The sequence below is a fragment of the Devosia sp. 63-57 genome (assembly GCF_001899045.1).
GTDB lineage: Bacteria > Pseudomonadota > Alphaproteobacteria > Rhizobiales > Devosiaceae > Devosia > Devosia equisanguinis.
Window position 1 is genome coordinate 1,587,383 of record NZ_MKUY01000005.1, and the last position, 25,356, is coordinate 1,612,738.

The window sequence follows — 25,356 nt, forward strand, 5'->3', positions numbered from 1 at the left end:
GAGCGGCGTTCAATGGAGGCTGGCTTGGGAAAGCTGCTGCAACTGACCGGGCGGGCACGACCTGCCACCACCGGGAACAAACCCCCTGGTGACGCCCAGATTCTGATTTTTACCGGGGTGCGTTATGAACGCGGCACAACACCGCCGCCCAATAATCGCCTCGATCCTTCACGGCCAAAGCGCAAGCGCGGCTAGATACGGCGACCAATTGTTCCGCATTGCCCTTTTTCTGACCGCCGCGGCGCTGCTGACCGGTTGCGTATCGCGACCCGTTGGTGATTTCGGTCGCGCGCAGCCCAGCGTGCTGCATGACAGCGTCATGCCGGCCATCGGCAATTTTGCGGCCAAGCAGCGGCGCGAACCGGTATCGGGTTTCAACCAGACCGACCAGGAACGCGAAATGCATGATCGCACCTGGCGCTTCCTCGTTGCCGCGCATGGCAAGGACTGGATGTTCGACGGCACGGTGGAATTGCAGCGTACCCGTATCGGGCGCGCCAAGGACCACACCTATCTGCCCGACCGCTATTACGACTGGCTGAAGCGCACGCAATATCAATCCTCGCGCACCCGCTATTCGACGGTCGGCCGGCATATTGCCGCTGATCTCGACACGCTGCCCACCACCTTTGCCAGTATCTGCGCCGTGCAGGAGGTGGACCGGCAGCGGCGCATCGCCCTGGCCGAACTGGGCGGGCTGGAAGACAAGGTGGCGCTGGATGTCGCGGCGCGGCGGACCGAGAACGAATGGCATATCGACTGGTTCGTGCGGGCGCTGACCTATCGATATGAAAGCTATAGCTATGCGCTGGACCACCTGCTGGTGGAAACGCCACACGAGCAATCCATGGGCGTCGATGAGGCGCTGCGGCGGTTGCAGCCCTGGGTCGCCCGCGCCAATCGCGGCGATTTCTGCTCGGGCAGCAGCCCGCAGGGGCAGGGCGGGGGCTTTGCCATTCCTTCGCGCTTCCAGACCATGGTGATCGACAGCGAAGTGGTGGCGCAGAAGTAAGGGGGGCTTTGCCTCTGGCCCGTCTTCGCCCATAAGGGGCCGATGACGAGGGAGCAGGCGATCTCAATGACCAGACCGAGCTGGGGACACCGCACGCGCGCGGGTTGGCAACGCCTGTTTTCCGGTCCGGTTCTGCCCGCTTATCCCAACAAGGCGCCGTTCGAGCGGCCGCTCGTGGTGCTGATCGCCGCCTTCGTGCCGGCTCTTATCCTGATGTTTCATGCCGATCAGGCGCTGGGCGAGTGGATGGTGAACTATCCCGAAGCGCTGCGGCCCTTTGCCGACAGGGTGACGCGGCTGGGCGAAGGCGTCGAAGTGCTGGTGAGCACAGGCATGTTCCTGGTGCTCAGCGCGCTGGCGCCGGTCTGGCTGGTGCGCAAGCGTCTCGCGGCGGGGCTCGATGCGCTGACCTCGGCCGCGGCCTTCGTGTTCCTCGCTGTGGCCGGCGGCGGGCTGACGGCACTGATCAGCAAATATCTGATCGGACGAGCGCGGCCGGTGCTGCTCGAGAGCCACGACGCGCTCTCCTTCCAGCCCTTTGCCTTCAACTCGGATTTTTCCTCGTTTCCCTCGGGGCATTCGGCAACGGCGGGCGCCATGGCCATCGCGCTGGCGCTGGTGTTTCCACGGCTGCGGGTGCTGTTCATCACGCTGGGCATACTGATCTGCGTGTCGCGGCAATTCGTCGGCGTGCACTGGATGAGCGACACGCTGATGGGCTGGGCAGTGGGCGCCGCTTTCACCTATTGGCTGGCGCATGTCTTTGCCCGGCGGCGGCTGATGTTCACCTATGACGGGTTTGGACGGTTGCGGCCCCTGCGGCTGCGCCTGCGTATGACGCGGTTGCTGCGCCGGCGGCGCCAGCCCTGAATGTCGCAGAACTGTCATCCCTGATGGATTAGGAACAGGACCGAAACGGGACGGGGACAGGCATGAGCGAGAGGGCGGGGCAAGGCGGTGTGGGCGAGGTGTTCGGGGCCTTCCTCAAGCTGGGCCTGACGAGCTTTGGCGGTCCCATCGCGCATCTGGGCTATTTTCGCGATGAGTTGGTGACGCGGCGGCGCTGGATCAGCGAAGCCGGCTATGCCGATCTGGTGGCGCTCTGCCAGTTCCTGCCGGGCCCGGCATCGAGCCAGGTGGGCTTCGCACTGGGGACGATGCGGGCGGGCCCGCTGGGCGGGCTGGCAGCCTGGGCAGGCTTTACCCTGCCATCGGCGCTGCTGCTCATGGCCTTTGCGCTGGGTGCGGCGGCGCTGGACGGGCCGTTGGCGCAGGGCGTGTTGCATGGGCTGAAATTGGTGGCCGTGGCCGTGGTGGCGCAGGCGGTGTTCGGCATGGCGCAGAGCCTGACGCCGGACCGGGTGCGCGCTGTTATCGCCGTTGTCGCCGTTTTCATGGTGGTGCTGGTCGGCGGCGCCTGGGGGCAGTTGGGTGCTATCGGGCTGGGCGCGGTGGCGGGGCTGGTTCTGTGTCGGAATGGTGCGGCTGTGGCGAGCGGCGAGGCCTTTCCGGGGTCGCGGCGCGTCGGGCTGGGGCTTCTGCTGGTCTTCGCCCTGCTGCTGATCGGCCTGCCGCTGGTGGCGGAATGGTCGCCGGTGCTGGCGCTGGCAGATGCGTTCTATCGGGCGGGATCGCTGGTGTTCGGCGGCGGGCATGTGGTGCTGCCGTTGCTCGAGGCCGGAGTGGTGGGACGTGGCTGGGTCGGGCCGGATGCGTTTCTGGCCGGCTATGGGGCGGCGCAGGCGGTGCCGGGGCCGCTCTTTACCTTTGCTGCCTATCTGGGCGCGGTTGGAACGCCAATGGGCGGCGGGCTAATCGCCGGGCTGGTGGCGCTGGTGGCCATTTTTGTGCCGGGTCTGCTGCTGGTGGCAGGAGCCCTGCCGTTCTGGAACGGCCTGCGCGCCTGGCCGGCGGCGCAGGCGGGATTGCGCGGGGCCAATGCGGCGGTTGTGGGCCTTTTGGCTGCGGCGCTTTATGATCCGGTGTTTTTGACCGCGGTGCTGTCGCCGCTGGATTTTGCCCTGGCGCTGGCCGGGTTCGTGGCACTGGTCGCCTGGAAAGCACCGCCCTGGAGCGTGGTGCTGGCTCTGGCTGTGGCGGGTGGGTTTTTGGGGGTGGCTTGGTAGCTGGTTGTTGAGGGAAGCAGACGGGTTTGAGCGTGTTGCACACCCCCACCCGGCCTCCCCCTGTAGGAGGGGGAGGAGCCGCATCGCGTTTGGGGTAAGATTTTGCCAAGAACGCCACCCGAGCTCCCTCCCCCTTGAGGGGAGGGAGGCTAAAGTGCCCAGGTCCGGCTACCCCTTGGGCCCGCAGGTGATTTCTGAGAGTTCCTGCTCGAAGCGGGGGCGCATGGCGGCGTGGGGTGGGGCGAGGCGGACGAGGACGGCGAGCTGGTCGGATTGGGCCTCGACCACGAGCAGTCCCTCGGCGATGTCGATCTGCTGCTGGGCGAGCAGCGCGGTCTGCGCGGCGTTGAAAATGCCCAGTTCCACGGTCTGGCCGATGCCGTCGCGATTGGTGGTGGAATAGGTGACGATCCCGGCGGGGTTGAAGATCGCCACTGACCAGAAGGCGTCGGGCAAGACGCCGCTGAGAAAGGCCGGGCCCTGGGTGAGATCGACGCGGCAGAGGCCATAGGCCAGCTCCGGATCGAGATGCAGCGGATTGGGCTCGCCGGGCAGGACCGGGGGCAGGACCAGCATGCGATTGCCTGCTTCCAACGCCTCGATGCGGGTCCAGGCGGTTTCCTCGGCCAGCAGCGGCAGGGTCAAGATAACCACGATATGGATGATGCCGCCGAGCAGCACGCCACCGAAGAGCCAGAGCAGGGTGCGGATCATCAGCAATCTCCCCGCGTAATCGTGGGAAGGCTGAGATCGGCCGAAGCCGAGCCGCTGAGCGCGGTGGTGTCGTAGAGGGTGAGGACGAGGCTGAACGCACCGCTGCCGGCGAGCTCAAGCCAGGTATAGGGCGAAAGGCGCGTGCCGACAGAGACGCGAAGCGCGCCGGATGTGTCGCGCACCACTTCGCTGGAGCGGATGGCTGGCTGGGTGGGGGAGGCGGAAAGATTGACCCAGTCGGCATTGACGGCCGCAAGGGTCCAGAAGGCGGAGACCGGAACGCGCCCATCGAGCCGATAGGTGCAGGCGAGATCGAGGGGACCGCCGGCGCTGTCGGTGGTGGCGATGAATTGCAGGCCCTCGCTGCGCCCCAGCTGCAGGGCGCCGTCGCGGGTGAGATGGCCGCGCGTATAGGGGTTGGGACTGGGGGCGCCGACATCGGGCCAGCTGATCCAGGGGCCTATCTCACGCGCGCCGAACAGCCGGCCATCGGTCAGCGCATAATAGCTGAGCCCGAAGCCCACACAGAGGGCGACGGCGATGGACAACAGGAGGCGGAGAACGAAGCGCACGGGGTTCAGCTTCTCTGCAGTGTGGGCATGGAGCGGCTGAACCCGTTCGGTTGCGACTGGTCTAGGCTATAGCAACCGAGGGAGCGGGGCGGAAGGCCGATTGTGGCCTCCGCCAGAGGGAGTGCCCTCGGGTCGGGCCCGAGGGGGGCGCGTGGCTAGGTGGGTGACCACCGAAGGTGAGCTGCGGATTACAGCCGGACGAAATCGACCTTCTGGCAGGCGACGAGCTTGCAGCCGGAAAGCGTCATGCGGCTATTGGTGATGAGGGTCACCGAGCCGGCGACGTTGTGGCCGCCATACTGCACGGTGCCGCGCCACTTGTTCTGTGCGGTCGCAGTGGCGCGATTGACCACCATCTTGTTGAGCAGAGCGAGATTTTCGGGCGTGCGGGCATCGGCACGCAGCCAGGTGAGCTTGGCGCAGAGCTGGGTGCCGTCGCCGCAAAGGCTGACGGTATAGCGGGATTCGCCGGTGGTGGTTTGCCAGGTGCCGACGGGGTTCATATCCCCGGCCATGGACGGCGCGGCCATCCCGATGAGCGTCACCAGGGCGGCGAGCGTCTTCCCAAAAGTCATGTTCGTCTCCTAACTCCAGACACAAGCATCGCGCCCTGGGACTTGCGGCCCGGGATAGCGACGCCGGAGGTTCGATAAAATTGCACCGTTCAACTGAACCTTGTGCAAACCATGCGTTCAGATTGGGTTCACAATCTGGGCAAGCCGAAGGCAATTGCGGCAAGCGCCGCGCATGGCGGCCATGCGCTCGATTTCGTCGATCGTTAGGCTGATGTTAAGGCGTTTTCAGGCGCCGAAAATCCGGCGGGATTCCAGCGCCAGCCCGAGGCCCACACTGCCCAACACGTCGGTGCGGATCACCTCGGCGGCCGGGAACAGGGCGCGCAGGCGGGTCGAGACGGCAGGCACCAGGGTGGAGCCGCCGGTGAGGATGAGACTGTCCACCGCTTCACTGCCGAGGCCGGCGCGGCGCATGGTTTCGGCAATGGTGTCTTCGAGCTTGGCCACCGATGCCTCGAGCGCTTCGCCCAGCTGTGCGGCAGTGATCTCGGTATGAATCTGCCGGGCGCGGACGGGGAAGGCGAGGTCGGTCGTGGCGCTGTCGGACAGGGCGATCTTGGCGGCTTCCACGGCGCCGATCAGCCGGTGGCCGAGGCGGTCCTCGACCAACATCATCATGGTTTCGACGCGCTCGGCTTCCACCGCCTCGCGCATGGTCGAACGCAGATCGCGCAGCGCCTGGGCGTCATAGAGGCGGTTGATGCGGTGCCAGGTGGAGAGGTCGTAATAGGGGGCCACCGGCAGATGGCGCTTGCCGTCGCGGGTTTTCGAGCCGAGGCCAAGCTCGGGCATGACCTGGGCCATGGAGAGCAGGCGGTCGAAATCGGTGCCGCCGATATGAACACCTGCCGTGGACAGGATGTCATCGCTGCGGTCGGGGCGACCAGCGCGCTCCGGCGACACGCGGACCAGCGAAAAGTCCGAAGTGCCGCCGCCAAGGTCGACGATGAGAGCGAGGCGTTCGGCGCTGACCTGGCGTTCGTAATCGAGCGCGGCGGCGATGGGCTCGAACTGGAAGGCGATCTCGGCAAAACCCTGCGCCTTGACGGCGGCTTCGAGCTGGGACTGGGCCTGGCGGTCGGCGGCGGGATCGTCGTCTACGAACTGCACCGGGCGACCGACTACGGCGCGGGTCAGTTCCGCACCCAGTTCGGCCTCGGCGCGGCGCTTCAGCTCGCCGACAAAGAGGCCGATGATTTCGCCAAAGCCGAGCCGGCGTGCCTTGACGCGGGTGGTGTCGCCGAAAAGAGCGGTGCCGAGGACGCTCTTGAGCGAGCGCATCAGCCGGCCATCGGCGCCGGTGACATATTCGGCCACCGCCTGGCGCCCGAAATAGAGCTGGTCATCCTCGAAGCCGAAGAACAAGACGCTCGGAATGGTCGCCTGGCCGGCTTCCAGCGGCACGAGCTGCGGCTGGCCAGTGGCACCGACGCGGCCGAGCGTGGAATTGGACGTGCCGAAGTCGAGGCCACAAGCGAGGGTCATGATAAGCCGCCATGGGGGAGAAGCGCCAAAGGCGCGGGAGGGAGGGGTCTCATAAAGAGAGGGGGGCGGCTTGGCAAGGTGGTTGGGGGAGGGGCATGAGGGGGGGTGTTTAGTTCTGGCGCATTGATAACCAGTGTCAGCCCCCCACCCTCAATCCCTCCCCCTTGAGGCAGGGATTGAGGGTGGGGGGCTGAACCATCCAAGAATCCGTTCGTTCCTGGGCGTTTGCTGAACCTGCAGCACCCCCACCCAACCTCCCCCTGAAGAAGGGGGAGGAGCCGCATCGAGTACCGGGTCAGATGTTGCCAAAGACGCCGCACGAGCTCTGTCCCACATTGAGGGGGCAGCGCTTCCTTTGGGCGTATCGGGAGGCACGGAGCCCTCGGCTCCTGCTCTCCCTCCCCCTTTTTCAGGGGGAGGTCAGGTGGGGGTGCTGCAGGTTCAGCAAACTCGATGTCCGAATGGATACCCGGATGGTTCAGCACCCCGCCGAAAAACCTCAGGCGGCTTTGCGGGTGGCGTCTTCGTGGGTGCGGAGGTCGGCGACTTCGAGGCGGGCGAGGCCGCGTTTCTGAGCCTTGCGCAGCGCCTTTTCGGCGGCGGTGGTCACCAGGCGGTCGACCTTGCCATGCGGATTGATGACGGCGAGGCCGATGCCGAGAGTAACGTGGCCGGCATGGCTTTCGCGATTGGCGAGGCCCTGGCGGCGGACGGCGATGGCGATCTTGCGGGCGAGTTCGCGGGCCATGAGCACCGGCATGTCGGGCAGCACCAGGGTCAGGCCGGCGCGGCCGGAGCGGATGCAGCGATGACTGTCATGGGTGAGCAGGACCGAAATTGTGGCCAAAAGCGTCTCGATGCAATCGTCGGCAGCGTCGCGCCCATAGGCGGCGACATATTCGGCGTAGCGGTCGATTTCGAGCGCCATGACGCAGAGCGACACCTTGCGCTGCGCCGCCAGATCCCAGCCCTGGCGCAATTCGTCGTTGACGCGGGCGGGCTTGGGCTTGCCATTGGGGGTGGTGGCGATTTCAGCGTGGCCGTAAGCGGGTTCGGCGATTTTGCCGCCACCAAGCGCGGTCCGCACCCTGGCCCAGAAGCCATCGCTGCCGCTCATCGTCACTCTATTCATCTAGCCTGTCCTGGGCCATGTCGTTCGCGGGCGATCTGGCCACACTATAGTTAAGGCAACGTAAGCAGAGCCACGCATAAGGGTGCGGCGCAGCGCCGCCGGGATGCGGCAGCATCTGCACTATTAAGCACTCAATGTATTGAGTCGTATCGAGAAAAACGCCGGAACTACAAATGCTCGGGCGGTTCCCATTCGGGCCAATCCACGGCGTGATCTTCCCATTCGTCGGGTTCGACTTCGGTTTCGAGAAAAGTGCGGCCCTTGACCGAGACACCGACATCAATGACGGTCTGCGGATCGCCCGAAACCAGCGGGTGCCACCAGGCCAGGCCCTTGCCCTCGGCCAGTCGCCGATAGGCGCAGGTCGTTGGAATCCATGGGATTTCGCCAACATTTTGTGGTGTCAGCTTCACGCAGTCGGGCACCTGTTTCTGCCGGTTGGGATAGTCGGTGCAGGTGCAGGCATCGCCGTCGAGCAGCTTGCAGCGCACATCCGAAGTAATCAGCGTGCCGGTATCTTCGTCTTCGAGCTTGATGAGGCAGCAGCGACCACAGCCGTCGCAGAGCGCTTCCCACTCGGCATCGGACATTTCCACCAGGCTTTTTTCTTCCCAGAAGGCCATCTTAACTTTCAGTCGTTCATGCTGTTGCCGGTTTGCGCTTGTCGGCGGCCCGGCGCAATCATATTCCAGCGATCAAGTTGCATTGTCCGCCTGATGTGGACAATTCTCCCGCCAGTGGGGCCCGGGGCGTAGCGTGCAGGATCCGTTCTATACCAGGGAAAAAAAGCGCAAGTCGACCAGCGGCATGCTGGCGGCGGACGCCTGGCTGGATTCCTCGTTGTACGAGTTCTGGCAGGCCCTGGGCCGCGCCTATACGCGCTACCAGGATTTCATGAGCCGGTTTCATGTCACCGGCATAAAACGCTTCTTCGTCGAAATTCTGTCCGATGCCTTCACCTTCGGTGCCATCGGCGCGGTGCTGATGACGGCGCTGGCGCTGCCGGCCTTCAACATCATCGACCGCGGCGCCTTCAACAAGGCCGAGGATTACTCGGTGGTGTTCCTCGATCGCTATGGCGAGGAAATCGGCCGGCGCGGCATCCGCTCGGATGACAGCGTGGCGCTGGACGAAATGCCCGACTACCTGATCAAGGCGACGCTGGCGACGGAAGACCGACGGTTCTACGAGCATTTCGGCATCGACGTCATCGGTACGCTGCGCGCGCTGATGACCAATGCCACCGGCGATTCCTCGCTGCATGGCGGCTCGTCGCTGACCCAGCAGCTGGCCAAGCAACTGTTTCTGTCGTCCGAGCGCACCATCGAACGCAAGATCGTGGAAGCTTATCTGGCCGTGTGGCTGGAGTGGAATTATTCCAAGGACCAGATTCTCAAACTCTATCTCGACCGCGCCTATATGGGCGGCGGCAATTTCGGGGTGACGGCGGCTGCCGACTATTATTTCGGCAAGCGCGTGCAGGATATTTCCCTGGCCGAGGCAGCAATGCTGGCCGGGCTCTACAAGGCGCCGGGCCGCTGGGCGCCGCATGTGGACCTCGCGGCAGCGCGCGGCCGCGCCAATGTGGTGCTGACCAATCTGGTGGCCGCCGGCTTTCTGACCGAGGGCCAGGTGACGGCAGCGCGCCGTCATCCGGCCGCGCCGATCAACCGCACCGCCGACGTCAACTCACCCAATTATTTCCTCGACTGGGCCTTCGACGAGGCCAAGCGGCTGATCGCGGATAACAACGCGCCGGGCAACAATTTCGTGGTGCGCACCACCATCGACACCACGCTGCAGAAATATGCCGAAGAGGCCATCACTTCGGTGATCCGCGAGCAGGGCGAGCAATATCGAGTCGAGCAGGCGGCCATGGTGGTGACCGACACCAAGGGCGCCATCCGCGCCATGGTCGGCGGCACGGATTATGCCAAGAGCCAGTTCAACCGCGCCATCGTCTCGACCCGCCAGCCCGGCTCGTCCTACAAGCCCTTCGTCTATGCCGAGGCGTTCGAGCAATTGGGGCTCAAGCCCAGCGACACCATTTCCGACCGGCCGGTCTGTATCGGGGATTGGTGTCCGCAGAACTATGGCCGCTCCTATAAGGGGCAGACGACGCTGATCAGTGCCTTTGCGGCCTCGATCAACACCGTGCCGGTGACGCTGTCGATCAAGACCGGGCGTGATGCCATTGCCCAGCTGAGCTATCGCATGGGCTTGCGGCAGGAATATCCGGTGACCCGTTCGCTGGCGCTGGGCGTGGCCTCTGTGTCGGTGCTCGACATGACCTCGTCCTATGCGGTGTTCGCCAATCACGGCTACAAGACCCCGGCCTTCGGCATCACCCGGATGACGACGCTGTCAGGTGACCTGGTGTGGGAAAACGACGCAGACGCGCCGCATGAGCGGGTGCTGAGCGAGCAGACCGTGGCCTATATGAACCAGATGATGCGGGCCGTGGTGACCAGCGGTACCGGGCGTCGCGCCGAGGTGCCGGGCGTGCCAACCCTGGGCAAGACCGGCACGACCACGTCCTATCGCGATGCCTGGTTCGTCGGGCTGACCGGCAATTACGTGGCGGCGGTCTGGTTCGGCAATGACGACTATCGCACCACCAATAATCTGACAGGCGGGCTGTTGCCGACCATCGCCTGGCAGAAATTCATGGCCTATGCCCACACCAATATCGCCATTGCGCCGGTATTCGGCGTCGACTTCGTGCCCGAACAGACCATGGTGGCGGAAGCCGATCCGGACGAGAGCGAGGAAGAGGCCGAGCAGCGCCCGCCCAGCCTCAAGCCAGCGGCGGCGCGCAAGCTGCTCGACCTGGCCAGTCGGTTCGAAACCACCCTGGCCAGCACGCAGCCGGTGAACGACACGGCCAGCCTGCCGGCAGCAGCGAGCAAAACCGGCATTTAGCCCCGTTTCGGCCCGGTCGCGCCGTTTTGCGGCGCCGAAAACGGCAAAAAGCTATCCCCAAAATCCCCGCGTCACGGCGCTGTGCTAGTGTTCAGGCATGGTCGAAGAATTGGGTGAAGCGGGGGACGGATGAGCGAAGGCGTTGTCTCCCCCGACGAGCTCGACCGCGATGGCAGGCCCATTGCCTGGGATGCGGTGCGGCGGGATTACGAGGCCGGTTACCTCACCTGTAACACCATTGCCCGGCTGCATCGGCTGCGGCGGCCGCAGCTCGACAATCACGCCCGCAAGAACAAATGGGACCGCGCGGCCAGCATGGTGCTGGACCGGCATATTCTCATTCAAAAGCTCATGGCGTTGCTCGAACGTCAGATGGATATCCTGGAGGATGGCATGGCCAGTGGCGAGAAGGTGGAGAGCAAGGTGCTCTCCGATCTGGTGCGCGACCTCGACAAGCTGATCGGCATCGAAAAGGCCGAGGGGCAGCGCAGCGGGCATGACGGCGAAACCGGCGAAATGCGCGATCTGCAGCGCAAGCTCGAGGCGCGGATCAACGCTCTCACCAAGGCGAAGACGACGACAGGCTAAGGCGTTGGGGGACGACGCTGGCGGTGCCATTGCGCGATCAGCCAGCCGGTCCCCAGACCGATAATGGCACCGGCGGCCTTGACCAACGCGTCGTCGAGCCGGCCGTGACGATCGGAACGCAGCATCTGCAGCAGTTCCAAGCCGAAGACGCCGACGAGCACGATGGCCAGCGCCCACCAGATGCGGCGGGGATAGGCCAGGGCGAAGAGCAGCCCGACCACCAGAAATGCCAGGCCGCGCTCGATATCGACCGGCAGCGGCAGGCGCGGGCGCAGGCCGATGGGCGAGAGCGTGGCAAAAGCCAGCGCGAAGAGGGCGCCCCAAGCGAGGAGGCGAAGCGGGTTGAGCGTCATGCATTCGACATACGACGCGCCGGCGCGCTTGGCCAGCCATGGGGCTGGGGTAGGCGGATGACGGCGCGCGATCCCACCATTGGGCAATTGCTGGAGCAATTGCCGTTCGAGGCGCAGGCCAAGCTGTTTTATCACTGGCCGATCTGGGCCTATGAGCACCAATTGGCGCCGGCGGGCGACTGGACCACCTGGCTGCTGCTGGGCGGGCGCGGCGCGGGCAAGACCAGGGCCGGGGCCGAATGGGTGCGGCAATTGGCGGAGGCGGGTGTGACCCCGATTGCGCTGGTTGGCGAGACCATGACCGAGGCCGAGGCGGTGATGGTGCGCGGGGAAAGCGGCGTCTTGCGCGTCTGCCCGCCCTGGAACCGGCCAAAGCTGAGCGGCACTGTGCTGCGCTGGGGCAATGGGGTGGAGGCGCATATTCTGCCCGCCTCCGACCCCGAACGGTTTCGCGGCCCGCAATTCGCCGCCGCCTGGAGCGATGAGACGGCCAAATGGCGCAAGGCGGAGGCGGCCTGGGACATGCTGCAATTCGGGCTGCGGCTGGGCGAGCGGCCGCGCCAATTGGTGACGACGACACCCCGCGCCACGCGGTTGATGAAGCGGCTTCTGGCCGACGAGCAGACGGTGGTGACGCGCGCGGCGAGCAAGGTGAATACACATCTGGCGGAAAGCTTCCTGCAAGCCGTGGTCAGCCGCTATCAGGGCACGGTGCTGGGGCGGCAGGAACTGGATGGCGAATTGATCGAGGATTTGCCTGATGCGCTGTGGCGGCGGGCCCTGTTCAAAGCACCGCCGGCGCCGGTCGATGGCCGGATTGTCGTGGCCGTGGACCCGCCTGTCACCGGCACGGCGCGTTCGGATGCCTGCGGCATCGTCGTGGCGGGGCGAAGCGGGGACGGCGCGGTGGTGCTGGAAGATGCAACGTTGAAGCCGGCTTTGCCGCTGGTCTGGGCGCGGCGGGCGGTAGCGGCCTATCACGCCCATGGGGCCGATGCGATCGTGGCCGAGGTGAACCAGGGCGGCGACCTGGTGGTGCAGATGATCGCGCAGGTCGATCCCAATGTGCCGGTGCGGCCCGTGCGGGCCAGCCTCGGCAAATGGACGCGCGCCGAGCCGGTGGCCGCACTTTATGGGCGGGGATTGGTCTGGCACATGCCGGGTTTGACGGCGCTAGAAGATGAATTGTGCGCCTTCGGGCCCGACGGCAAGGCCGAAGGCCATTCGCCGGATCGGGTGGATGCGCTGGTCTGGGCGCTGACGGAATTGCTGCTGAATGACGGCAGGCCGCGGGTGCGGGGGATTTAGGCGAGCCAGGGGTTAAGGAGGTCGACGCCCAGCCCTGAAAAATCCGCCTCGTTACGTGTGACCACGATCAGGCGATGTTCAAGAGCCGTCGCGGCGATCAGGGAGTCGATAACAGGCCTTTTGTCTGGCACATGCATCGGCGCGCAGCGCAGGGCGATCGCTTCGGTGATCGGAAAGGTCGCATCGGCGAATGTCGGCGTGACGAAGGTGTCGATCCAGTGCCGGACGCGGGCGGCCTGTTCGGGATCGCGGCGGTTCAGACGCGCAAAGCGTGCCTCCAGCTCGAACCGCGTCAGGACCGAGATGGCAAAATCGGTGGCGGACACGCTCCTGGCCCAGGCCACGAAATTGCTGTCCATGCTGTCCCGGCGGCGGAATTCGGAAACGGCATTGGTATCCAGCAGGAACCGCGCCAACTAGTCGGCCTCGAAGGGATCGCGCAGGCGCTCTTCGGCGCGCGGCGGGATCAGGTCCATAAGGTCGATATCGCCCGTGGCGTTGGGGTCGTAAAGCGCATCATAGAGAGAGTGGAACGGTTTGGTCTCGCGTCCAGGTGCCAGGCGCTCGAAGTCCTCGTAGCGCATGAACACGTAAGCCGGTCTGCCACGATCGGTGATGGTCACAGGGCCCTGATCGGCAGCCTGTTTGGCGCGGCCGGTGTTTTGATTGAATTCGCGCGACGACATGGTCTGTGTGGGCACGTGTCGGTTCATCACTCATGTCTCCGAATGTAGCAACGTTACTACATTTTCTTGTTCAATAGCAAGATTTCAAGGTCCATATCATGCCCAACCTACTGAACCGCCTGTTCGGCGGGCGATCGAACACGCCCGGTGAAACCAAGTCTTTTGCCGGGCAGACCATGTTGACGCTGAGCCAGTTGGGGCCGGCGCAGTGGAGTGGGCGGGGTTATGCGAGCCTCGTCAACCAGGGGTTCATGCGCAATCCGGTGGTTTATCGCTGCATCAGGCTGATTGCCGAGACCGCCAACCGGGTGCCGCTGATGGTGCAGGTGGATGGCAAGACGGTGGCCGACCATCCGCTGGCGCAATTGCTGGGCCGGCCCAATGGCCGGCAGTCGGGGCCGGAGCTGCTGGAGGCGATCTATGCCTACCTGCAGACGGCGGGGAATGCCTATCTGCAGGCCGGGATCGTCGATGGTGCAGTGCGCACGTTGTTTGTACTGCGGCCTGACCGGATGAGCGTGGTGGCCGGGCGCGATGGCTGGCCGGTGGCCTATGAGTACAAAGCCGGGGGCAGGGCCACGCGGCTGAGCCAGGAGGCGCTGCCGATCCCATCGGTGCTGCACATGGCGCTGTTCCATCCCATGGATGATCACTACGGCATGGGGCCGCTGGAGGCGGCGCAGACCAGTCTCGATATTCACAATGCCTCGGCGCAGTGGAACAAGGCGCTGCTCGACAATGCGGCGCGGCCCAGCGGGGCGCTGGTCTATTCGGCGGGCAATGGCAGCCTGACCGATGACCAGTTCAGCCGGCTCAAGGAGGAGCTGGAAGAGCAGTTCTCGGGCTCGGGCAATGCCGGGCGGCCCATGGTGCTCGATGGCGGGCTCGACTGGAAGGCGCTGGCCATGAGCCCGCGCGACATGGACTTCATCGAGGCGCGCAATGCTGCGGCGCGCGATATCGCGCTGGCCTTCGGCGTGCCGCCCATGCTGCTCGGCATTCCCGGCGACAACACCTATGCCAACATGGCCGAAGCCAATCGCACGCTTTGGCGGCAGACATTGGTGCCGCTGGTGGTGCGGGTAGCCCAGGAGTTGAGCGGCTGGCTTGGACCGGCATTTGAGGGCGTGGACGTGGTGCCCGATTTCGACAAGGTCGAGGCCCTGGCGGAAGACCGTGCAGCGCTATGGGAGCGGGTGGGCAATGCGAGTTTCCTCAGTGACGAGGAGAAGCGGCAAATGGTGGGGTTAGGGGCGTCCTCTTGAGGAAAATCGCCCCAATGGAGCGATTTGAACGGCCAAGGCCAAGAGAGCTGCGCTCGAATGGCGGAGTTGGGAGCGTAAAGCATGGCGCGGATTGCTCGGCACCAATTGAAGGCGCTAGCCCGTGAAATCCGGTTGGCGACATTGTCTTTGAAATTGGATGTGCTCGTTGCAGCGCTCGAGCGACGCTACCGACCGGATCAGCCACGAGCGCCAAGGGGCACATCAGAAGGTGGCCAGTGGATACGTGATTTTTCTACCACGGTTAGTCCACCAGAGCCTGAGCGCATCCTCGTTGCAGGGCCGCGCTGTGATGGGTTTTCTAGCGGATGCCAAAATGGAGGAAGTTTTGGTACAACCGACGCTGTCCACATCTCAGGCAAGCGCTACTGCATTGACTGCGCAGTGAAGTTCTTGGGCCTTCAGGGACTACCATTCGATGAGATAGCGGAGACCTTAGGTGGCTTCGATTCAAACTGGCGAAAGAAGGGTACCAATGTCAGCAAGAGCGAGGGCCCTCAATGCGGTGAAAGTGGGCGACGTGATCTTTGGAATAGCGGAAGGTGGCCAGCCGAAGCTGCTCTTGGTGTATGAAGCTGATGACGAGGGGTTTTCTGCACGACATGTCACCTCGCAAACTAGCGCGAGGTTCGGGCGCGATGGCAAGAGCAGTTGGGCCCCGGATGGTGGCTCGTGTGTAATTGTCTCTACTGCCCAACTACCTTTTGATATGCACGAGACGGTGTTGGGTCTAGATCGTAAATGGGCCGCTAAACCGGAGTATCCGGACACCAAGCTGAGTAGTGCGGAAATCAAATTGATGACATCTCACAGGGCATTTTTTGAAGCACATCGCCTACCGGATGAATAGGAAGGTGCCGGATGTTGGAGGGACGATGTCGTCAAGGACGCAAGCACTCAAAGGCGTGTCGGTCGGGGACTTGATTTTCGGGCTCAGGGAGAATGGGCGGCCGGATCTTTTGTTCGTCTATAGCGCCGACGATACTGCGTTGTTGGCTCGCAACATTTTCAATCGGGCGAACTTCAGGTTCGGTCGTGACGGCGTCGGCCAGAGGGTGGAGGACGGGCAGGTGTGCACGATCGTTTCGACCGCAGAACTTCCCCCTGAACAGCGTCAAGTTGCCATTGGGCTGGACCGTAGGATGGGGTCAAATCCCGAATATCCGGACACAAGAATGACTGAGGACGAAGTCCGGCTGGTTCTTGATCACGACGACTTCTTTGAGGCCCGCCTGTTGCCCGGAACGGAGGCAATCGTTAGGCGAGCGCAGCGGCTGCGGGCTGTATCGCTGATTCTAGTTTCGGAACTGAACCTGATCGACGAACGGGACACCCCAGCTTCGCTGTCTGAGTACGACGATTACATTCCAACATTGGTTGAGCTATTGGAGAAGCCGGGCTCGACCGAAGAGGTGGCGCATGCGCTCTCGGAGATCGCAGCATTGAGACACAGGCCGCATAGGGTGTTTGAGCGCACGGCGGCAGTAGCGGAGAGCCTGGTGCGGCTAGCGCAGTACTGGGCTTAAGCAGGCCCACACGCGGCTCACATTGACAGTCAACCAAGCCCGCCTCCGGCGGGCTTTTTTGTGTCCGGAGGGTCCATGGACAACCTCACCACCACCATCATCGAGCGGGGCGATCTCGCTCATCTGGCGCTGTTTTTGTGGGCCAGCGGGTCGAGTGCTCTGCTCGTGTGGAGCCTCAAGGAGCTGGCCAGGGCCAATCAGCACTTCAACGACTTCGTGCGCGAGATTGCCGCGCTGAATCGATTGTTCCGCAAGGAGGATTAAGCCGATGGCTGACAAGCAAAATCGGGAGAATGCGCAGCATACGTTCCGGCAATTTGCCTGGAACCTGGCGGGAACGCTGGCCGACAAGCAGGCTGGGGCGATCAAGCCGAAACCGAGCCGGACTGGTGGAGCCAAGCGCTGATGTCGGCCATTCCCATTGATGCGGAAGGGCGGTTCGCCGGCTATGCCAGCGTCTTCAACCGGCTCGATAGCGGCGGCGATATCGTGCTGCCGGGCGCCTTTGCAAAGTCATTGGCGAAACGGCGCGGGCGCATAAGGCTGTTGTTTCAGCATGATCCCAAGGAGCCGGTCGGCATTTGGGAGACCATTGCCGAGGATAGCCACGGCCTGTTCGTGACCGGGCGACTGGTGCCGGGTGTGCCGCGCTCGGATGCGCTGCGGCGGCTGATCGAAAACCGGGCGCTGGATGGCCTGTCCATCGGCTTTCGCACGGTCAAGGCCAGTCGCGAAGCGGGGACCGGTCATCGGCGCCTTAGCGAAATCGACCTCTACGAGATTTCCATCGTGACCTTTCCGATGATGGAGGACGCGCGCATCGCCGCCCCCCTCACCGCCGGCGCGGCTATTGCCGCAGCCACGAAAACTATCCGCAACCGATAGAAGGATACCGACATGGATCGGATTGACGACGGCCTTGAGATTAAGGCCAGCGCGGGGACTGATATTGCCGCGCTGTTCGCTGACTTCTCGACGGCGTTCGAGGAATTCAAGCGCACCAATGACCAGCGCCTGGGCGAAATCGAAAAGCGCGGCACTGCCGATGGGCTGCTCGAGGGCAAGCTGGATCGGCTCAATGCGGTGCTCGATGGGCAGAAGGCGGCGCTGGACCGCGCCAAGGCCGAACGGGCGCGCCCGGCCATCGAGGGCAAGGGGCAGATCGCCGACGGCGAATACAAGGAGGCCTTCTCGGCCTATGTGAAGCGCGGCGAGGAAAAGGCGCTCTCGATTGGGGTGCCGGCGGATGGCGGCTATGTGGTGCCGGCCGAGGTCGAGACCGAAATCACCCGGCTGATGACCCACATCTCGCCCATTCGTGCCATTGCCGGGGTGCGGCAGGTGTCGGGCTCGGTCTATAAGCGGCCGATCACGGTGACTGGGCCGCAGACCGGCTGGGTGGCCGAAACGGCGAGCCGCCCGACCACCACCAGCCAGACCCTGGCGGAGCTGAGCTATCCGACTGCCGAGCTCTACGCCATGCCGGCGGCGACCACGGCGTTTCTGGACGATGCGGCTGTCGATGTCGGGCAGTGGATTGCCGATGAGGTCAATGCAGCCTTCGCAGCGCAGGAAACCACGGCCTTCGTCAATGGCAATGGCACCAACAAGCCCAATGGCTTCCTCAACGCCGCCAAGGTGGCCGAGAGCGGCTGGGAATGGGGGAAGCTCGGCTATCTCGCCACCGGCGTGGATGGGGCGCTGCCCGCCAGCAATGGCGCCGATGTGCTGATCGACCTGGTCTATGCGCTCAAGGCCGGCTATCGCCAGAATGCCAGCTGGGTGATGAACCGCAAGACGCAAGGCGCGCTGCGCAAGCTCAAGGATGGCGAGGGCAATTATCTCTGGCAGCCGGCGACGGCGGCCGATGGCAATGCCACGTTGATGGGCTTTCCGCTGGTGGAAGCCGAAGACATGCCGAACATGGACGAAGACAGCTTTTCGGTGGCCTTCGGCGATTTCCGCCGCGGCTATCTGATCGTCGACCGCCAGGGCGTGAGCGTCTTGCGCGACCCGTTCAGCGCCAAGCCCTATGTGCTGTTCTACACCACCAAGCGCGTCGGCGGCGGCATTGCCGACTATGATGCGATCAAGCTGCTGAAGTTCGGCGAGAGCTGATTGGCAGCGTCCAAGCAAAAAGGGGCGCCCGCCGGCGCCCCTTCCATGCATTCATGTCAAAGATTACTGCGCGACGCCGAGAGCGCGGGCGCTGGCGTGGAAGATGTCGGTATTGTCGACATAGATCTGGCTTTCGGCAGGAACGCCGTATTTCGCCAGGTTCTCGTCGGCTTGGCCAACTTCGAGGAAATAGGCCGATCCCGGTCCCTTAGCATAAACCGGCACCAGTTCACGGGTGTGGGTGTCGGAGTTCCAGCTGACCAGCGGCAGGGCGCCGGCGCCCTGGCTTACGACCGGGCTGAAGGCATTGGTCTTGGCATCGGGGCCGAGCAGCAGGCCATTGCCATGGTCGGTGGTGACGATAACCAGCGTCTCTTCCCAGGAGGAATTGGCTTCGACCCAGTCCACGACGGCCTTCACCGTGTGGTTGAAGTCCATCTGCTCTTCGATGATGCGGGGCAGATTGTTGGCGTGGGCGGCCCAATCGACGGCGCCGCCTTCGACCATCAGGAAGAAGCCGTCTTCATCCTTGGCGAGGACGTTGAGCGCGCCTTCGGCCATGGTCACCAGCGAGGGCTGGGTGTCGAGGAAGTTGCCGGCAGTGACGCCCGAGCGGTTGAACTGCAGCGTCGCGCTGTTCTGCACGGTGCCCAGGAGCTGAGTCTTGTCGCCCAGATCGAGAGTGCCGGCGGCCAGGGCTTCGAAATCGGCCTTGGTTTCGATCAGCTTGTAGGGGGTGTCTCCAGCGACCAGGCGCTCCCACAAATCCTTGCCGCCGACATAGCGGAAGGCCTTGTCTTCGCTCGGCTCGATGGCCTTGCCATTATTGTCGAAATAGGGATGGCCCGATCCCATGATGACGGTCGCCTGGCCTGCTTCGATGATTTCCTGCGCGAGCGCCGCATATTCGTTGCGGCTCTTGTTGTGGCCGAGGAAAGCGGCAGGGGTGGCGTGGGTCCACTGCACCGAGGTCACGACACCCAGGGCGCGGCCGGACTCGACGGCCAGTTCACCGATATTGGTGAGCTTCTGGTCCATGTTCGACCAGTTGATGGCATTGTTATAGGTCTTGTGACCTGTGGCCAGCGCGGTGCCCGCGGCAGCGCTGTCGGTGTAAAAATTCTGCGCATAATCGTAGCCGGCGAACCAGGCCGGATATGCACCCAGATTGCCCTTGAACACCGCATCCGAGGCAGCATCGGACCACAGGGCGGTCGGATCAAAAGTGACCTCGGCCGCTTCGGTCATGGTCGGCTCGTTGGCCGTGTTGAGCGGAATGGTGTCGGCAAAGACTTTGACGTCGAAGGCGTCGTAGGCCTGCTTGCCCAGGCCGCCGAACTCGAAATAGGAGGCGGCGTTCCAAGTCTGCATGCCGGCGCCGTCAGAAATCAAGAGAATGACATTCTTCGCAGGGGCGTCCTGCGCAAGAGCTGCCGGCACCAAAGCCGAACTGGCCAGAAGGGCCGCGAACAAAGTGGAAAATCGCATGTCGATGGTCCTTTGATGGGAAGCCCTTGTGGGCCGCATCGGGGACCTAGCGGTCGTTTGTGACGTGGCGACTGCAGTTTTTTGACATTTCCGTCACGTCAAGCGCGCTTAAACAAGGACAACCAACATGATTTCCTATCTCCTGGCGGGGCCCGCCGAGGAGCCGGTTTCGCTTGCCGAGGCCAAGGCTTTTCTCAAGATTGATGACGCAGCAGAGGACGGGCTGATCACCACCCTGATCGGCGCGGCGCGCCTGCATATCGAGGGCATCACCGGCCGGGCGCTGTTGGCGCAGAGCTGGCGCATCGTGCTCGACGACTGGCCGGAAACGCTGGTGGTAAAGCTGCCGGTGGCGCCGCTGATTGCCATCACCGCCATCGCGGCCGTGGATAACAATGGCGCCAGCCACGATATCGGGTTGGCGCAGTTTTCCGCCGAACCGGATCGGCTGATCGTGCCGCGCGCGATCACCGGCATGCCGGGGCTGCAGGCACGGGGTGGCATCGAGGTCGACTATGTCGCCGGCTTCGGCACCGAACCCGAGGATGTGCCTGCCGATCTCAGGCAGGCGCTGCTGGGGCTGGTGGCACATTGGCACGCGCATCGGGACGCAGTGATTGTTGCGGGGTCCGGCGCGGTGGTGCCATCGGGCTTTGACCGGCTGGTGAGCCGCTACAAGAGGGCGCGGCTGTGAGCGGGGATAAAATCCCGCCCATCGGCACTCTGACCGACCGGGTGCAGTTGCGCCAGCGGCAGAGCGTGGCCGAGGACGAGGGCGGGCATGGACGGGTCTATGTGCCGTTGGGCACGGTGTGGGCGCGGGTACGCAGCCTAACCGGGCGGCAGGGGACCAATGCCGATGGCCGGTCGGTGGCGATTTCCCATGCCGTGGTGCTGCGTTTTCGCAGCGATCTGGGGCCGGGCGATCGCATTGTCTATCGCGGGCGGCAGCTGGATGTGCTCAGCGCGTCCGACATCAATGGGCGGCGCGCTTATGTCAGCTGCGCCTGCAGCGAAACCAGCGTGACGGGGTAGGCCATGCATCCGATCGTGCAATTGCAGGCGGCGTTGGTGGCGGCCCTCATGGGCGACGCGGCGCTGGTGGCGCTGGTCGGCACCGCGGGCGTGTTCGACGCGCCGCCGCGCGACCGGCCGGCACCCTATGTGGTGATCGACCGCCACGATATCCGCCAGCGCGATGGTGACCTGACCCCGGGCTGGGAACATCGGGTGCTGCTGCATTGCTGGGCGGGGCAGCCGAGCCGCAAGGCGGCACTGGCGATTGCCGAGCGCGTGGTGGCGGCCAAGGACGGGCTGACGCCTGCCGGGCTGGTGGTGACCCTGGCAGAGCATATGCGGACCGAGACGGTGATCGATGGTGCCACAGGCTTGGCACGGGCGGCGGTGTTGCTGCGGTTTTTGAGTGAGTGATCGTCTGCGGGATGAAAGCCCCCACCTAACCTCCCCCTGAAGCAGGGGGAGGGACCGATCGAGTTTGCACGGACTTTAGGGTGAGCGCGACCTGCTCCTCCCCCTGCTTCAGGGGGAGGCCGGGTGGGGGTGCTTGCGCATCCAGGAGGGACAAAAATGGCGGCCCAGAGTGGCAAGGATATGCTTTTGAAGCTCGACCAGACCGGGTCGGGGAGTTTTCTGACGGTGGCGGGACTGCGGACGCGCAGCCTGGCGTTCAACGCGGCCAGCGTCGACACGACCGACCAGGAAAGCGCCGGGCGCTGGCGGGAACTGCTGGCGGGCGGCGGGGTGAAGCGGGCTTCGGTGGCCGGTTCGGGTGTGTTCAAGGACCAGGGCTCGGACGCGGCGGTGCGGAGCCTGTTTTTCGCCGGCACCATCCGCAACTGGCAATTGATCCTGCCGCATTTCGGGGTGGTCGAGGGGCCGTTCCAGATTGTGGCGCTGGAATTTTCGGCCGACCACGCCGGTGAGGTGACGTTCGACCTGGCGCTGGAAAGCGCCGGAGAAGTGACGTTCGCGGCGGTTTAGCGACTATCGAGCGCGTGGCCCCCCTCATCCGGCCCTTTGGGCCACCTTCTCCCCGAGAGGGAGAAGAATAGGAGGGGGGCACCATTCCTCTCCCACTCGGGGAGAGGGTGGATCGGCCATAGGCCCAGACGGGTGAGGGGCCATCATTTAGGCGGGAACAGAAATGACCAATATTCATCGTGGTGAAATCGCCGCCGAGATCGGGGGCGAGGTGCGGGTGCTTTGCCTGACGCTGGGGGCGCTGGCGGAACTGGAGGCGCGGTTGCAGGCCGGGGATCTGGCCGGGCTGGCGGAGCGGTTTGCGGATGGCAAGGTGTCGGCACGGGACCTGACCGCCATCCTGGGCGCCGGGCTGCGCGGCGGCGGCAATGCCGTCACCGATGACGACCTGGCGCGGATGAGCGTCGAGGGCGGGTTGCGCGGGGCGGCGGAGATCGCAGCACGCTTGCTGCGCGCGACGTTCGGAGAGGCGGCATGAAGGCGTTTCCCTGGACTGATGCAATGCGGTTCGGGCTTGGCGTGCTGCGGCTGCCGCCGGACGCCTTCTGGCGCATGACACCGCGCGAACTGGCGGCGGCCTGGGGTGCTGTGGTGGGCGATCGCGGCGCACCCTTGGGGCGGGCCGATCTGGACCAGATGATGGAGCGCTTTCCCGATGGCCGGTGAGCTTTTTGGCGACAAAGTCCGCGACGAGCTGGGCGAAGTGTCAGTGGAGCTCGAACGCATCGGCGACCTTGCCGATGGGGTGTCGCGCTCGATCAGCACCGCCTTTCGCGGAGCGCTGATGGATGGAAAGTCCTTCAAATCGGTGCTGGGCGATATTGCCCGCGCCTTTGCCGATATCGCGCTGAAGGCAGCGATCAAGCCGCTGGGCAATCTGGTCGGTGGCCTGGTGGAGAATATCTTCACTGCCACCAATCCGGCTTTGGCGGGGGTGAAACCCTTCGCCAAGGGCGGGGTGATCGCAAGCCCGAGCTATTTTCCGCTGGGCAAGGGGTTGGGGCTGGCCGGGGAGGCCGGGCCCGAGGCGATCATGCCGCTGCAGCGCGGGCCGGACGGGCGACTAGGCGTGGCTGGCGGCGGCGGTGGTGGTGTGCAGGTGACGTTCAACGTAACCGCAAGCGACGCGCGCAGTTTCGCGGCGAGCGAGGCCGAGGTCAGCGCCATGCTGTTGCGCGCGGTGCGGCGGGGGACGCGGGGGAGTTGAGAAGCCCCCCACCTAACCTCCCCCTGAAGAAGGGGGAGGGACCGATCGGGTTTGTTATTGCCCCGGCTTTCCGAACGTAAAGAGCCCTCGGGTCAGGCCCGAGGGTGACGATTTGTGTTTGCGGAGCCGCGGAAGCTTACGAGGACGTCATGGCTTTTCATCATATCCGCTTTCCGCTCGATATTGCGCTGGGGGCGCGGGGTGGGCCGGAGCGGCGGACCGAGGTGGTGACGCTGGCGGGCGGGGGCGAGCAGCGCAATGGGCGCTGGCAGCATTCGCGGCGGCGCTACAATGCCGGTTATGGCGTCAAGTCGCGGGCCGACATGGCGGCGGTGCTGGCGTTTTTCGAGGAAAGGCGCGGGCGGCTGCATGGCTTTTTGTGGCGCGATGGGCTCGACCATTCATCGGGCGGCGCCATGCCCCAAGCCACCGACCAGGTGCTCGATACGGGCGATGGAGAGCGGACGCAGTTTCAGCTCACCAAGCGCTATGGCGCGGATTTCGATCCCTATTTGAGGCCCATCAGCAAGCCGGTTGCCGGCTCGGTGACGGTGGCGCTGGACGGGGTGGAGCAGGGGAGCGACTGGGCGGTGGATGCGACCACCGGTGTGATCAGCTTCGCCGTGGCGCCGGGGGCGGGCGTGGTGGTGACGGCCGGGTTCCTGTTCGACGTGCCGGTGCGCTTCGACACCGATCGGCTCGATATCGAGACGCATAGTTTTGATGGCGCCGAGGCGCCCAACATTCCGCTGGTGGAGATTTTGCCATGAGAGCGATCGATCCCGACCTGGCTGCGCATTTGGCGCAGAGCGAGACGACGCTGGCCAAATGCTGGCGGGTGATCCGCGGTGATGGCGTGGTGCTGGGCTTCACCGACCACGACCGGGGGCTGGTAGTGGAAGGGACGGCGTGCTCGCCCATGCATGGGCTGGACGGCAGCGAAATGCCTGCACGGCTGGGGGCGCAGGTCGATACGGGCGAAGTGCTGGGCGTGCTCGACAGCGCCGCCATTGCCGAGGACGACATTCTGCTCGGCCGCTATGACGGCGCCAAGGTGGAAAGCTGGGTGGTGAACTGGAGCGCGCCCGAGCAACGGCTTTTGTTGCGGGTGGACACGATCGGCGAGATCGTGCGCGAGGATGGGGTTTTCCGGGCGGAACTGCGTTCGCCGCAACAGGGGCTGAACCTGACGCGCGGACGGATCTATCAGGCACTGTGTGATGCAGTTGTGGGAGATGGACGCTGTGGCGTCGATCTCGAAAATCCGGCCTTTCGCGGCAGTGCGACCGTGGTGCGGGTGGATGATCCCTTCCGTATCGTGGTCAGCGGACTCGAGGGGTTTGCCGAGGGCTGGTTCGGTTTTGGCATGGGCCGGTGGGATGATGGCAGGCGGGTGGGGCTCGCCGATGCGGTGCTGACGCAGCAGAAAACGCCTGAGGGCGATGTGCTGGGTTTTGCGGCCAAGGTGGGCGAGTGGGTGGCCGTGGGCGACCGGCTGACGCTGACGGCCGGCTGCGACCGGCGCTTTGCCACCTGCGGGAGCAAATTTGCCAATAGCGCCAATTTCCGCGGCTTTCCGCATATTCCGGGCAATGACTATGTGCTGCGCCATCCGCGCGCTGGCGATGCGCTGGACGGGCGGGCGGTGGTGCGGTGAACGGCGACAGCGTGGTCGCGGCGGCGCGGCTGTGGCTGGGCACGCCCTATCGGCATCGGGCGTCGACGCTCGGGGCCGGCTGCGATTGCCTGGGGCTGCTGCGCGGCGTGTGGCGGAGCCTTTATGGCGAGGAGCCGATGGCTGTGCCGCCCTATCGCGCCGATATGCGCGACCCCGCCCATACCGGGGCGCTGCGGGCGGCTGCGGAACGCTTTCTGCTGCCGGTCGAGGGGCCAGCGGCCTCGGGCCAGGTGGTGCTGTTCACCCTCGGTGGCATGGCCCACGCCAAGCATTGCGGGATCCTGGTGGCGGCCGACCGGTTCATCCATGCGCAGGAAAAGCTGGGCGTGGTGGAAGCGAATTTGACCGCCGCCTGGGCAAGGCGGGTGAGCGGGCGGTTCGGGTTTCCGTGAGATTTTTTTTGGGGGTGGGGGCGTTTGGTGATCGACTGAAGGACCCCCTCCCTCATTCCCTCCCCTCAAGGGGGAGGGAGGCGAAAGCGCCCAGAGTTCACCTTAGTTTGAAATGATCTCGCACCTCATCCGTCTCGCGCTGCGCGCGATCCGGCTTCTCCCGCACGGCGAGAAGGGGAGCCGGTATGTA

General features: G+C 64.6%; 34 protein-coding genes. 24 read left to right on the top strand and 10 right to left on the bottom strand.

Translation table 11 applies throughout. From position 1 onward, the window contains the following. The first annotated feature begins 24 nt into the window (after positions 1-24). The 4 genes from BGO80_RS15895 (at position 25) to chrA (ending at position 3,138) form a co-directional block, all read left to right on the top strand. On the top strand, positions 25-195 hold the full coding sequence (locus BGO80_RS15895; protein WP_286722233.1) for a hypothetical protein: 171 nt from the start codon (positions 25-27) through the stop codon (positions 193-195). Positions 196-208: 13 nt separating this feature from the next. Then, positions 209-1,012, top strand: a complete 804-nt coding sequence (locus tag BGO80_RS15900) for a hypothetical protein (RefSeq protein ID WP_126152178.1) — start codon at positions 209-211, stop codon at positions 1,010-1,012. A 66-nt stretch (positions 1,013-1,078) separates the two neighbouring features. Next, positions 1,079-1,882 carry a phosphatase PAP2 family protein gene (locus tag BGO80_RS15905; protein ID WP_286722234.1) on the top strand — a complete coding sequence of 268 codons (804 nt, stop codon included), beginning with the start codon at positions 1,079-1,081 and terminating at the stop codon, positions 1,880-1,882. A gap of 62 nt (positions 1,883-1,944) precedes the next feature. Further along, a complete protein-coding gene (chrA, locus tag BGO80_RS15910; RefSeq protein ID WP_286722235.1) occupies positions 1,945-3,138 on the top strand; it encodes a chromate efflux transporter in 1,194 nt (397 codons plus the stop codon). A gap of 168 nt (positions 3,139-3,306) precedes the next feature. On the opposite strand, the gene BGO80_RS15915 is transcribed toward chrA, so the two are convergent. The 6 genes from BGO80_RS15915 to BGO80_RS15940 all read right to left on the bottom strand — a co-directional run bounded on the left by BGO80_RS15915 (position 3,307) and on the right by BGO80_RS15940 (position 8,239). After that, positions 3,307-3,852 (bottom strand): DUF1254 domain-containing protein, encoded by a 546-nt coding sequence (locus tag BGO80_RS15915; protein WP_126152175.1) that lies wholly within the window; start codon positions 3,850-3,852, stop codon positions 3,307-3,309. After that, the gene (locus tag BGO80_RS15920; RefSeq protein WP_286722237.1) at positions 3,852-4,424 is read right to left on the bottom strand and encodes a DUF1214 domain-containing protein; all 573 of its coding nucleotides are present in this window, start codon (positions 4,422-4,424) and stop codon (positions 3,852-3,854) included. Before BGO80_RS15920 ends, BGO80_RS15915 begins: the two co-directional genes overlap by 1 nt. Positions 4,425-4,612: 188 nt before the next feature. Then, the gene (locus BGO80_RS15925) at positions 4,613-4,999 is read right to left on the bottom strand and encodes a DUF2147 domain-containing protein (RefSeq protein WP_286722238.1); all 387 of its coding nucleotides are present in this window, start codon (positions 4,997-4,999) and stop codon (positions 4,613-4,615) included. A gap of 225 nt (positions 5,000-5,224) precedes the next feature. Continuing rightward, entirely contained in the window at positions 5,225-6,484 is a 1,260-nt protein-coding gene (locus BGO80_RS15930) for an Hsp70 family protein (RefSeq protein ID WP_286722239.1), read from the bottom strand. Positions 6,485-6,983: 499 nt separating this feature from the next. Beyond that, on the bottom strand, positions 6,984-7,616 hold the full coding sequence (locus BGO80_RS15935; protein ID WP_286722240.1) for a diguanylate cyclase domain-containing protein: 633 nt from the start codon (positions 7,614-7,616) through the stop codon (positions 6,984-6,986). 167 nt (positions 7,617-7,783) lie between these two features. After that, complete coding sequence (locus tag BGO80_RS15940) at positions 7,784-8,239, bottom strand: YcgN family cysteine cluster protein (RefSeq protein WP_126152209.1); 456 nt, start codon at positions 8,237-8,239, stop codon at positions 7,784-7,786. Positions 8,240-8,372: 133 nt separating this feature from the next. On the opposite strand from BGO80_RS15940, the gene BGO80_RS15945 reads away from it, so the two are divergent. Next, positions 8,373-10,538 (top strand): transglycosylase domain-containing protein, encoded by a 2,166-nt coding sequence (locus BGO80_RS15945; protein WP_286722242.1) that lies wholly within the window; start codon positions 8,373-8,375, stop codon positions 10,536-10,538. 129 nt (positions 10,539-10,667) lie between these two features. Continuing rightward, on the top strand, positions 10,668-11,126 hold the full coding sequence (locus BGO80_RS15950; protein ID WP_286722243.1) for a hypothetical protein: 459 nt from the start codon (positions 10,668-10,670) through the stop codon (positions 11,124-11,126). Here BGO80_RS15950 and BGO80_RS15955 read toward each other — a convergent pair. Then, on the bottom strand, positions 11,123-11,479 hold the full coding sequence (locus tag BGO80_RS15955) for a VanZ family protein (RefSeq protein WP_286722244.1): 357 nt from the start codon (positions 11,477-11,479) through the stop codon (positions 11,123-11,125). The two genes, BGO80_RS15950 and BGO80_RS15955, sit on opposite strands and share 4 nt — an antisense overlap. Positions 11,480-11,536: 57 nt before the next feature. Between BGO80_RS15955 and BGO80_RS15960 the strand changes: the two genes are divergently transcribed. Continuing rightward, positions 11,537-12,787: a DNA-packaging protein gene (locus tag BGO80_RS15960; RefSeq protein ID WP_286722245.1), complete on the top strand. Its 1,251-nt coding sequence runs from the start codon at positions 11,537-11,539 to the stop codon at positions 12,785-12,787. Here BGO80_RS15960 and BGO80_RS15965 read toward each other — a convergent pair. Beyond that, on the bottom strand, positions 12,784-13,203 hold the full coding sequence (locus BGO80_RS15965; RefSeq protein WP_286722246.1) for a type II toxin-antitoxin system VapC family toxin: 420 nt from the start codon (positions 13,201-13,203) through the stop codon (positions 12,784-12,786). The two genes, BGO80_RS15960 and BGO80_RS15965, sit on opposite strands and share 4 nt — an antisense overlap. Continuing rightward, complete coding sequence (locus BGO80_RS15970) at positions 13,204-13,500, bottom strand: type II toxin-antitoxin system prevent-host-death family antitoxin (RefSeq protein WP_286722247.1); 297 nt, start codon at positions 13,498-13,500, stop codon at positions 13,204-13,206. 71 nt (positions 13,501-13,571) lie between these two features. On the opposite strand from BGO80_RS15970, the gene BGO80_RS15975 reads away from it, so the two are divergent. The 7 genes from BGO80_RS15975 to BGO80_RS16005 all read left to right on the top strand — a co-directional run bounded on the left by BGO80_RS15975 (position 13,572) and on the right by BGO80_RS16005 (position 18,400). Continuing rightward, complete coding sequence (locus BGO80_RS15975; protein ID WP_286722248.1) at positions 13,572-14,738, top strand: phage portal protein; 1,167 nt, start codon at positions 13,572-13,574, stop codon at positions 14,736-14,738. Positions 14,739-15,195: 457 nt separating this feature from the next. Further along, positions 15,196-15,606 (top strand): hypothetical protein, encoded by a 411-nt coding sequence (locus tag BGO80_RS15980; protein WP_126152215.1) that lies wholly within the window; start codon positions 15,196-15,198, stop codon positions 15,604-15,606. After that, positions 15,578-16,282: a hypothetical protein gene (locus BGO80_RS15985; RefSeq protein WP_126152216.1), complete on the top strand. Its 705-nt coding sequence runs from the start codon at positions 15,578-15,580 to the stop codon at positions 16,280-16,282. The genes BGO80_RS15980 and BGO80_RS15985 overlap by 29 nt, the downstream gene beginning before the upstream one ends. A 75-nt stretch (positions 16,283-16,357) precedes the next feature. Beyond that, on the top strand, positions 16,358-16,546 hold the full coding sequence (locus BGO80_RS15990; RefSeq protein WP_286722249.1) for a hypothetical protein: 189 nt from the start codon (positions 16,358-16,360) through the stop codon (positions 16,544-16,546). 4 nt (positions 16,547-16,550) lie between these two features. After that, positions 16,551-16,688: a hypothetical protein gene (locus BGO80_RS15995; protein ID WP_286722250.1), complete on the top strand. Its 138-nt coding sequence runs from the start codon at positions 16,551-16,553 to the stop codon at positions 16,686-16,688. After that, positions 16,688-17,167 carry an HK97 family phage prohead protease gene (locus tag BGO80_RS16000; RefSeq protein WP_286722251.1) on the top strand — a complete coding sequence of 160 codons (480 nt, stop codon included), beginning with the start codon at positions 16,688-16,690 and terminating at the stop codon, positions 17,165-17,167. The genes BGO80_RS15995 and BGO80_RS16000 overlap by 1 nt, the downstream gene beginning before the upstream one ends. A 12-nt stretch (positions 17,168-17,179) precedes the next feature. After that, complete coding sequence (locus BGO80_RS16005) at positions 17,180-18,400, top strand: phage major capsid protein (RefSeq protein ID WP_286722252.1); 1,221 nt, start codon at positions 17,180-17,182, stop codon at positions 18,398-18,400. Between the two features lie 63 nt (positions 18,401-18,463). Here BGO80_RS16005 and BGO80_RS16010 read toward each other — a convergent pair whose 3' ends face one another. Beyond that, on the bottom strand, positions 18,464-19,888 hold the full coding sequence (locus BGO80_RS16010) for an alkaline phosphatase (protein ID WP_286722253.1): 1,425 nt from the start codon (positions 19,886-19,888) through the stop codon (positions 18,464-18,466). 127 nt (positions 19,889-20,015) lie between these two features. Between BGO80_RS16010 and BGO80_RS16015 the strand changes: the two genes are divergently transcribed. The 10 genes from BGO80_RS16015 (at position 20,016) to BGO80_RS16060 (ending at position 25,166) form a co-directional block, all read left to right on the top strand. Further along, positions 20,016-20,582, top strand: coding sequence for a head-tail connector protein (locus BGO80_RS16015; RefSeq protein ID WP_286722254.1), 567 nt, complete (start codon positions 20,016-20,018; stop codon positions 20,580-20,582). Continuing rightward, positions 20,579-20,923 carry a phage head closure protein gene (locus BGO80_RS16020; protein WP_126152221.1) on the top strand — a complete coding sequence of 115 codons (345 nt, stop codon included), beginning with the start codon at positions 20,579-20,581 and terminating at the stop codon, positions 20,921-20,923. The genes BGO80_RS16015 and BGO80_RS16020 overlap by 4 nt, the downstream gene beginning before the upstream one ends. Before the next feature lie 3 nt (positions 20,924-20,926). Beyond that, on the top strand, positions 20,927-21,319 hold the full coding sequence (locus BGO80_RS16025; RefSeq protein WP_286722255.1) for a DUF3168 domain-containing protein: 393 nt from the start codon (positions 20,927-20,929) through the stop codon (positions 21,317-21,319). A 156-nt stretch (positions 21,320-21,475) separates the two neighbouring features. Next, positions 21,476-21,889, top strand: a complete 414-nt coding sequence (locus BGO80_RS16030) for a phage major tail protein, TP901-1 family (RefSeq protein WP_286722256.1) — start codon at positions 21,476-21,478, stop codon at positions 21,887-21,889. Between the two features lie 163 nt (positions 21,890-22,052). Further along, complete coding sequence (locus tag BGO80_RS16035; protein ID WP_126152224.1) at positions 22,053-22,367, top strand: gene transfer agent family protein; 315 nt, start codon at positions 22,053-22,055, stop codon at positions 22,365-22,367. Beyond that, positions 22,364-22,555: a rcc01693 family protein gene (locus BGO80_RS16040; RefSeq protein WP_126152225.1), complete on the top strand. Its 192-nt coding sequence runs from the start codon at positions 22,364-22,366 to the stop codon at positions 22,553-22,555. The genes BGO80_RS16035 and BGO80_RS16040 overlap by 4 nt, the downstream gene beginning before the upstream one ends. Beyond that, positions 22,545-23,096, top strand: a complete 552-nt coding sequence (locus BGO80_RS16045; protein ID WP_286722257.1) for a phage tail tape measure protein — start codon at positions 22,545-22,547, stop codon at positions 23,094-23,096. Before BGO80_RS16040 ends, BGO80_RS16045 begins: the two co-directional genes overlap by 11 nt. 149 nt (positions 23,097-23,245) lie before the next feature. After that, positions 23,246-23,866, top strand: coding sequence for a DUF2460 domain-containing protein (locus BGO80_RS16050; RefSeq protein ID WP_286722258.1), 621 nt, complete (start codon positions 23,246-23,248; stop codon positions 23,864-23,866). Then, a complete protein-coding gene (locus BGO80_RS16055; protein WP_286722259.1) occupies positions 23,863-24,753 on the top strand; it encodes a phage/gene transfer agent baseplate hub protein in 891 nt (296 codons plus the stop codon). Before BGO80_RS16050 ends, BGO80_RS16055 begins: the two co-directional genes overlap by 4 nt. After that, positions 24,750-25,166, top strand: coding sequence for an NlpC/P60 family protein (locus BGO80_RS16060; protein ID WP_286722260.1), 417 nt, complete (start codon positions 24,750-24,752; stop codon positions 25,164-25,166). Before BGO80_RS16055 ends, BGO80_RS16060 begins: the two co-directional genes overlap by 4 nt. Positions 25,167-25,356 lie beyond the last annotated feature (190 nt).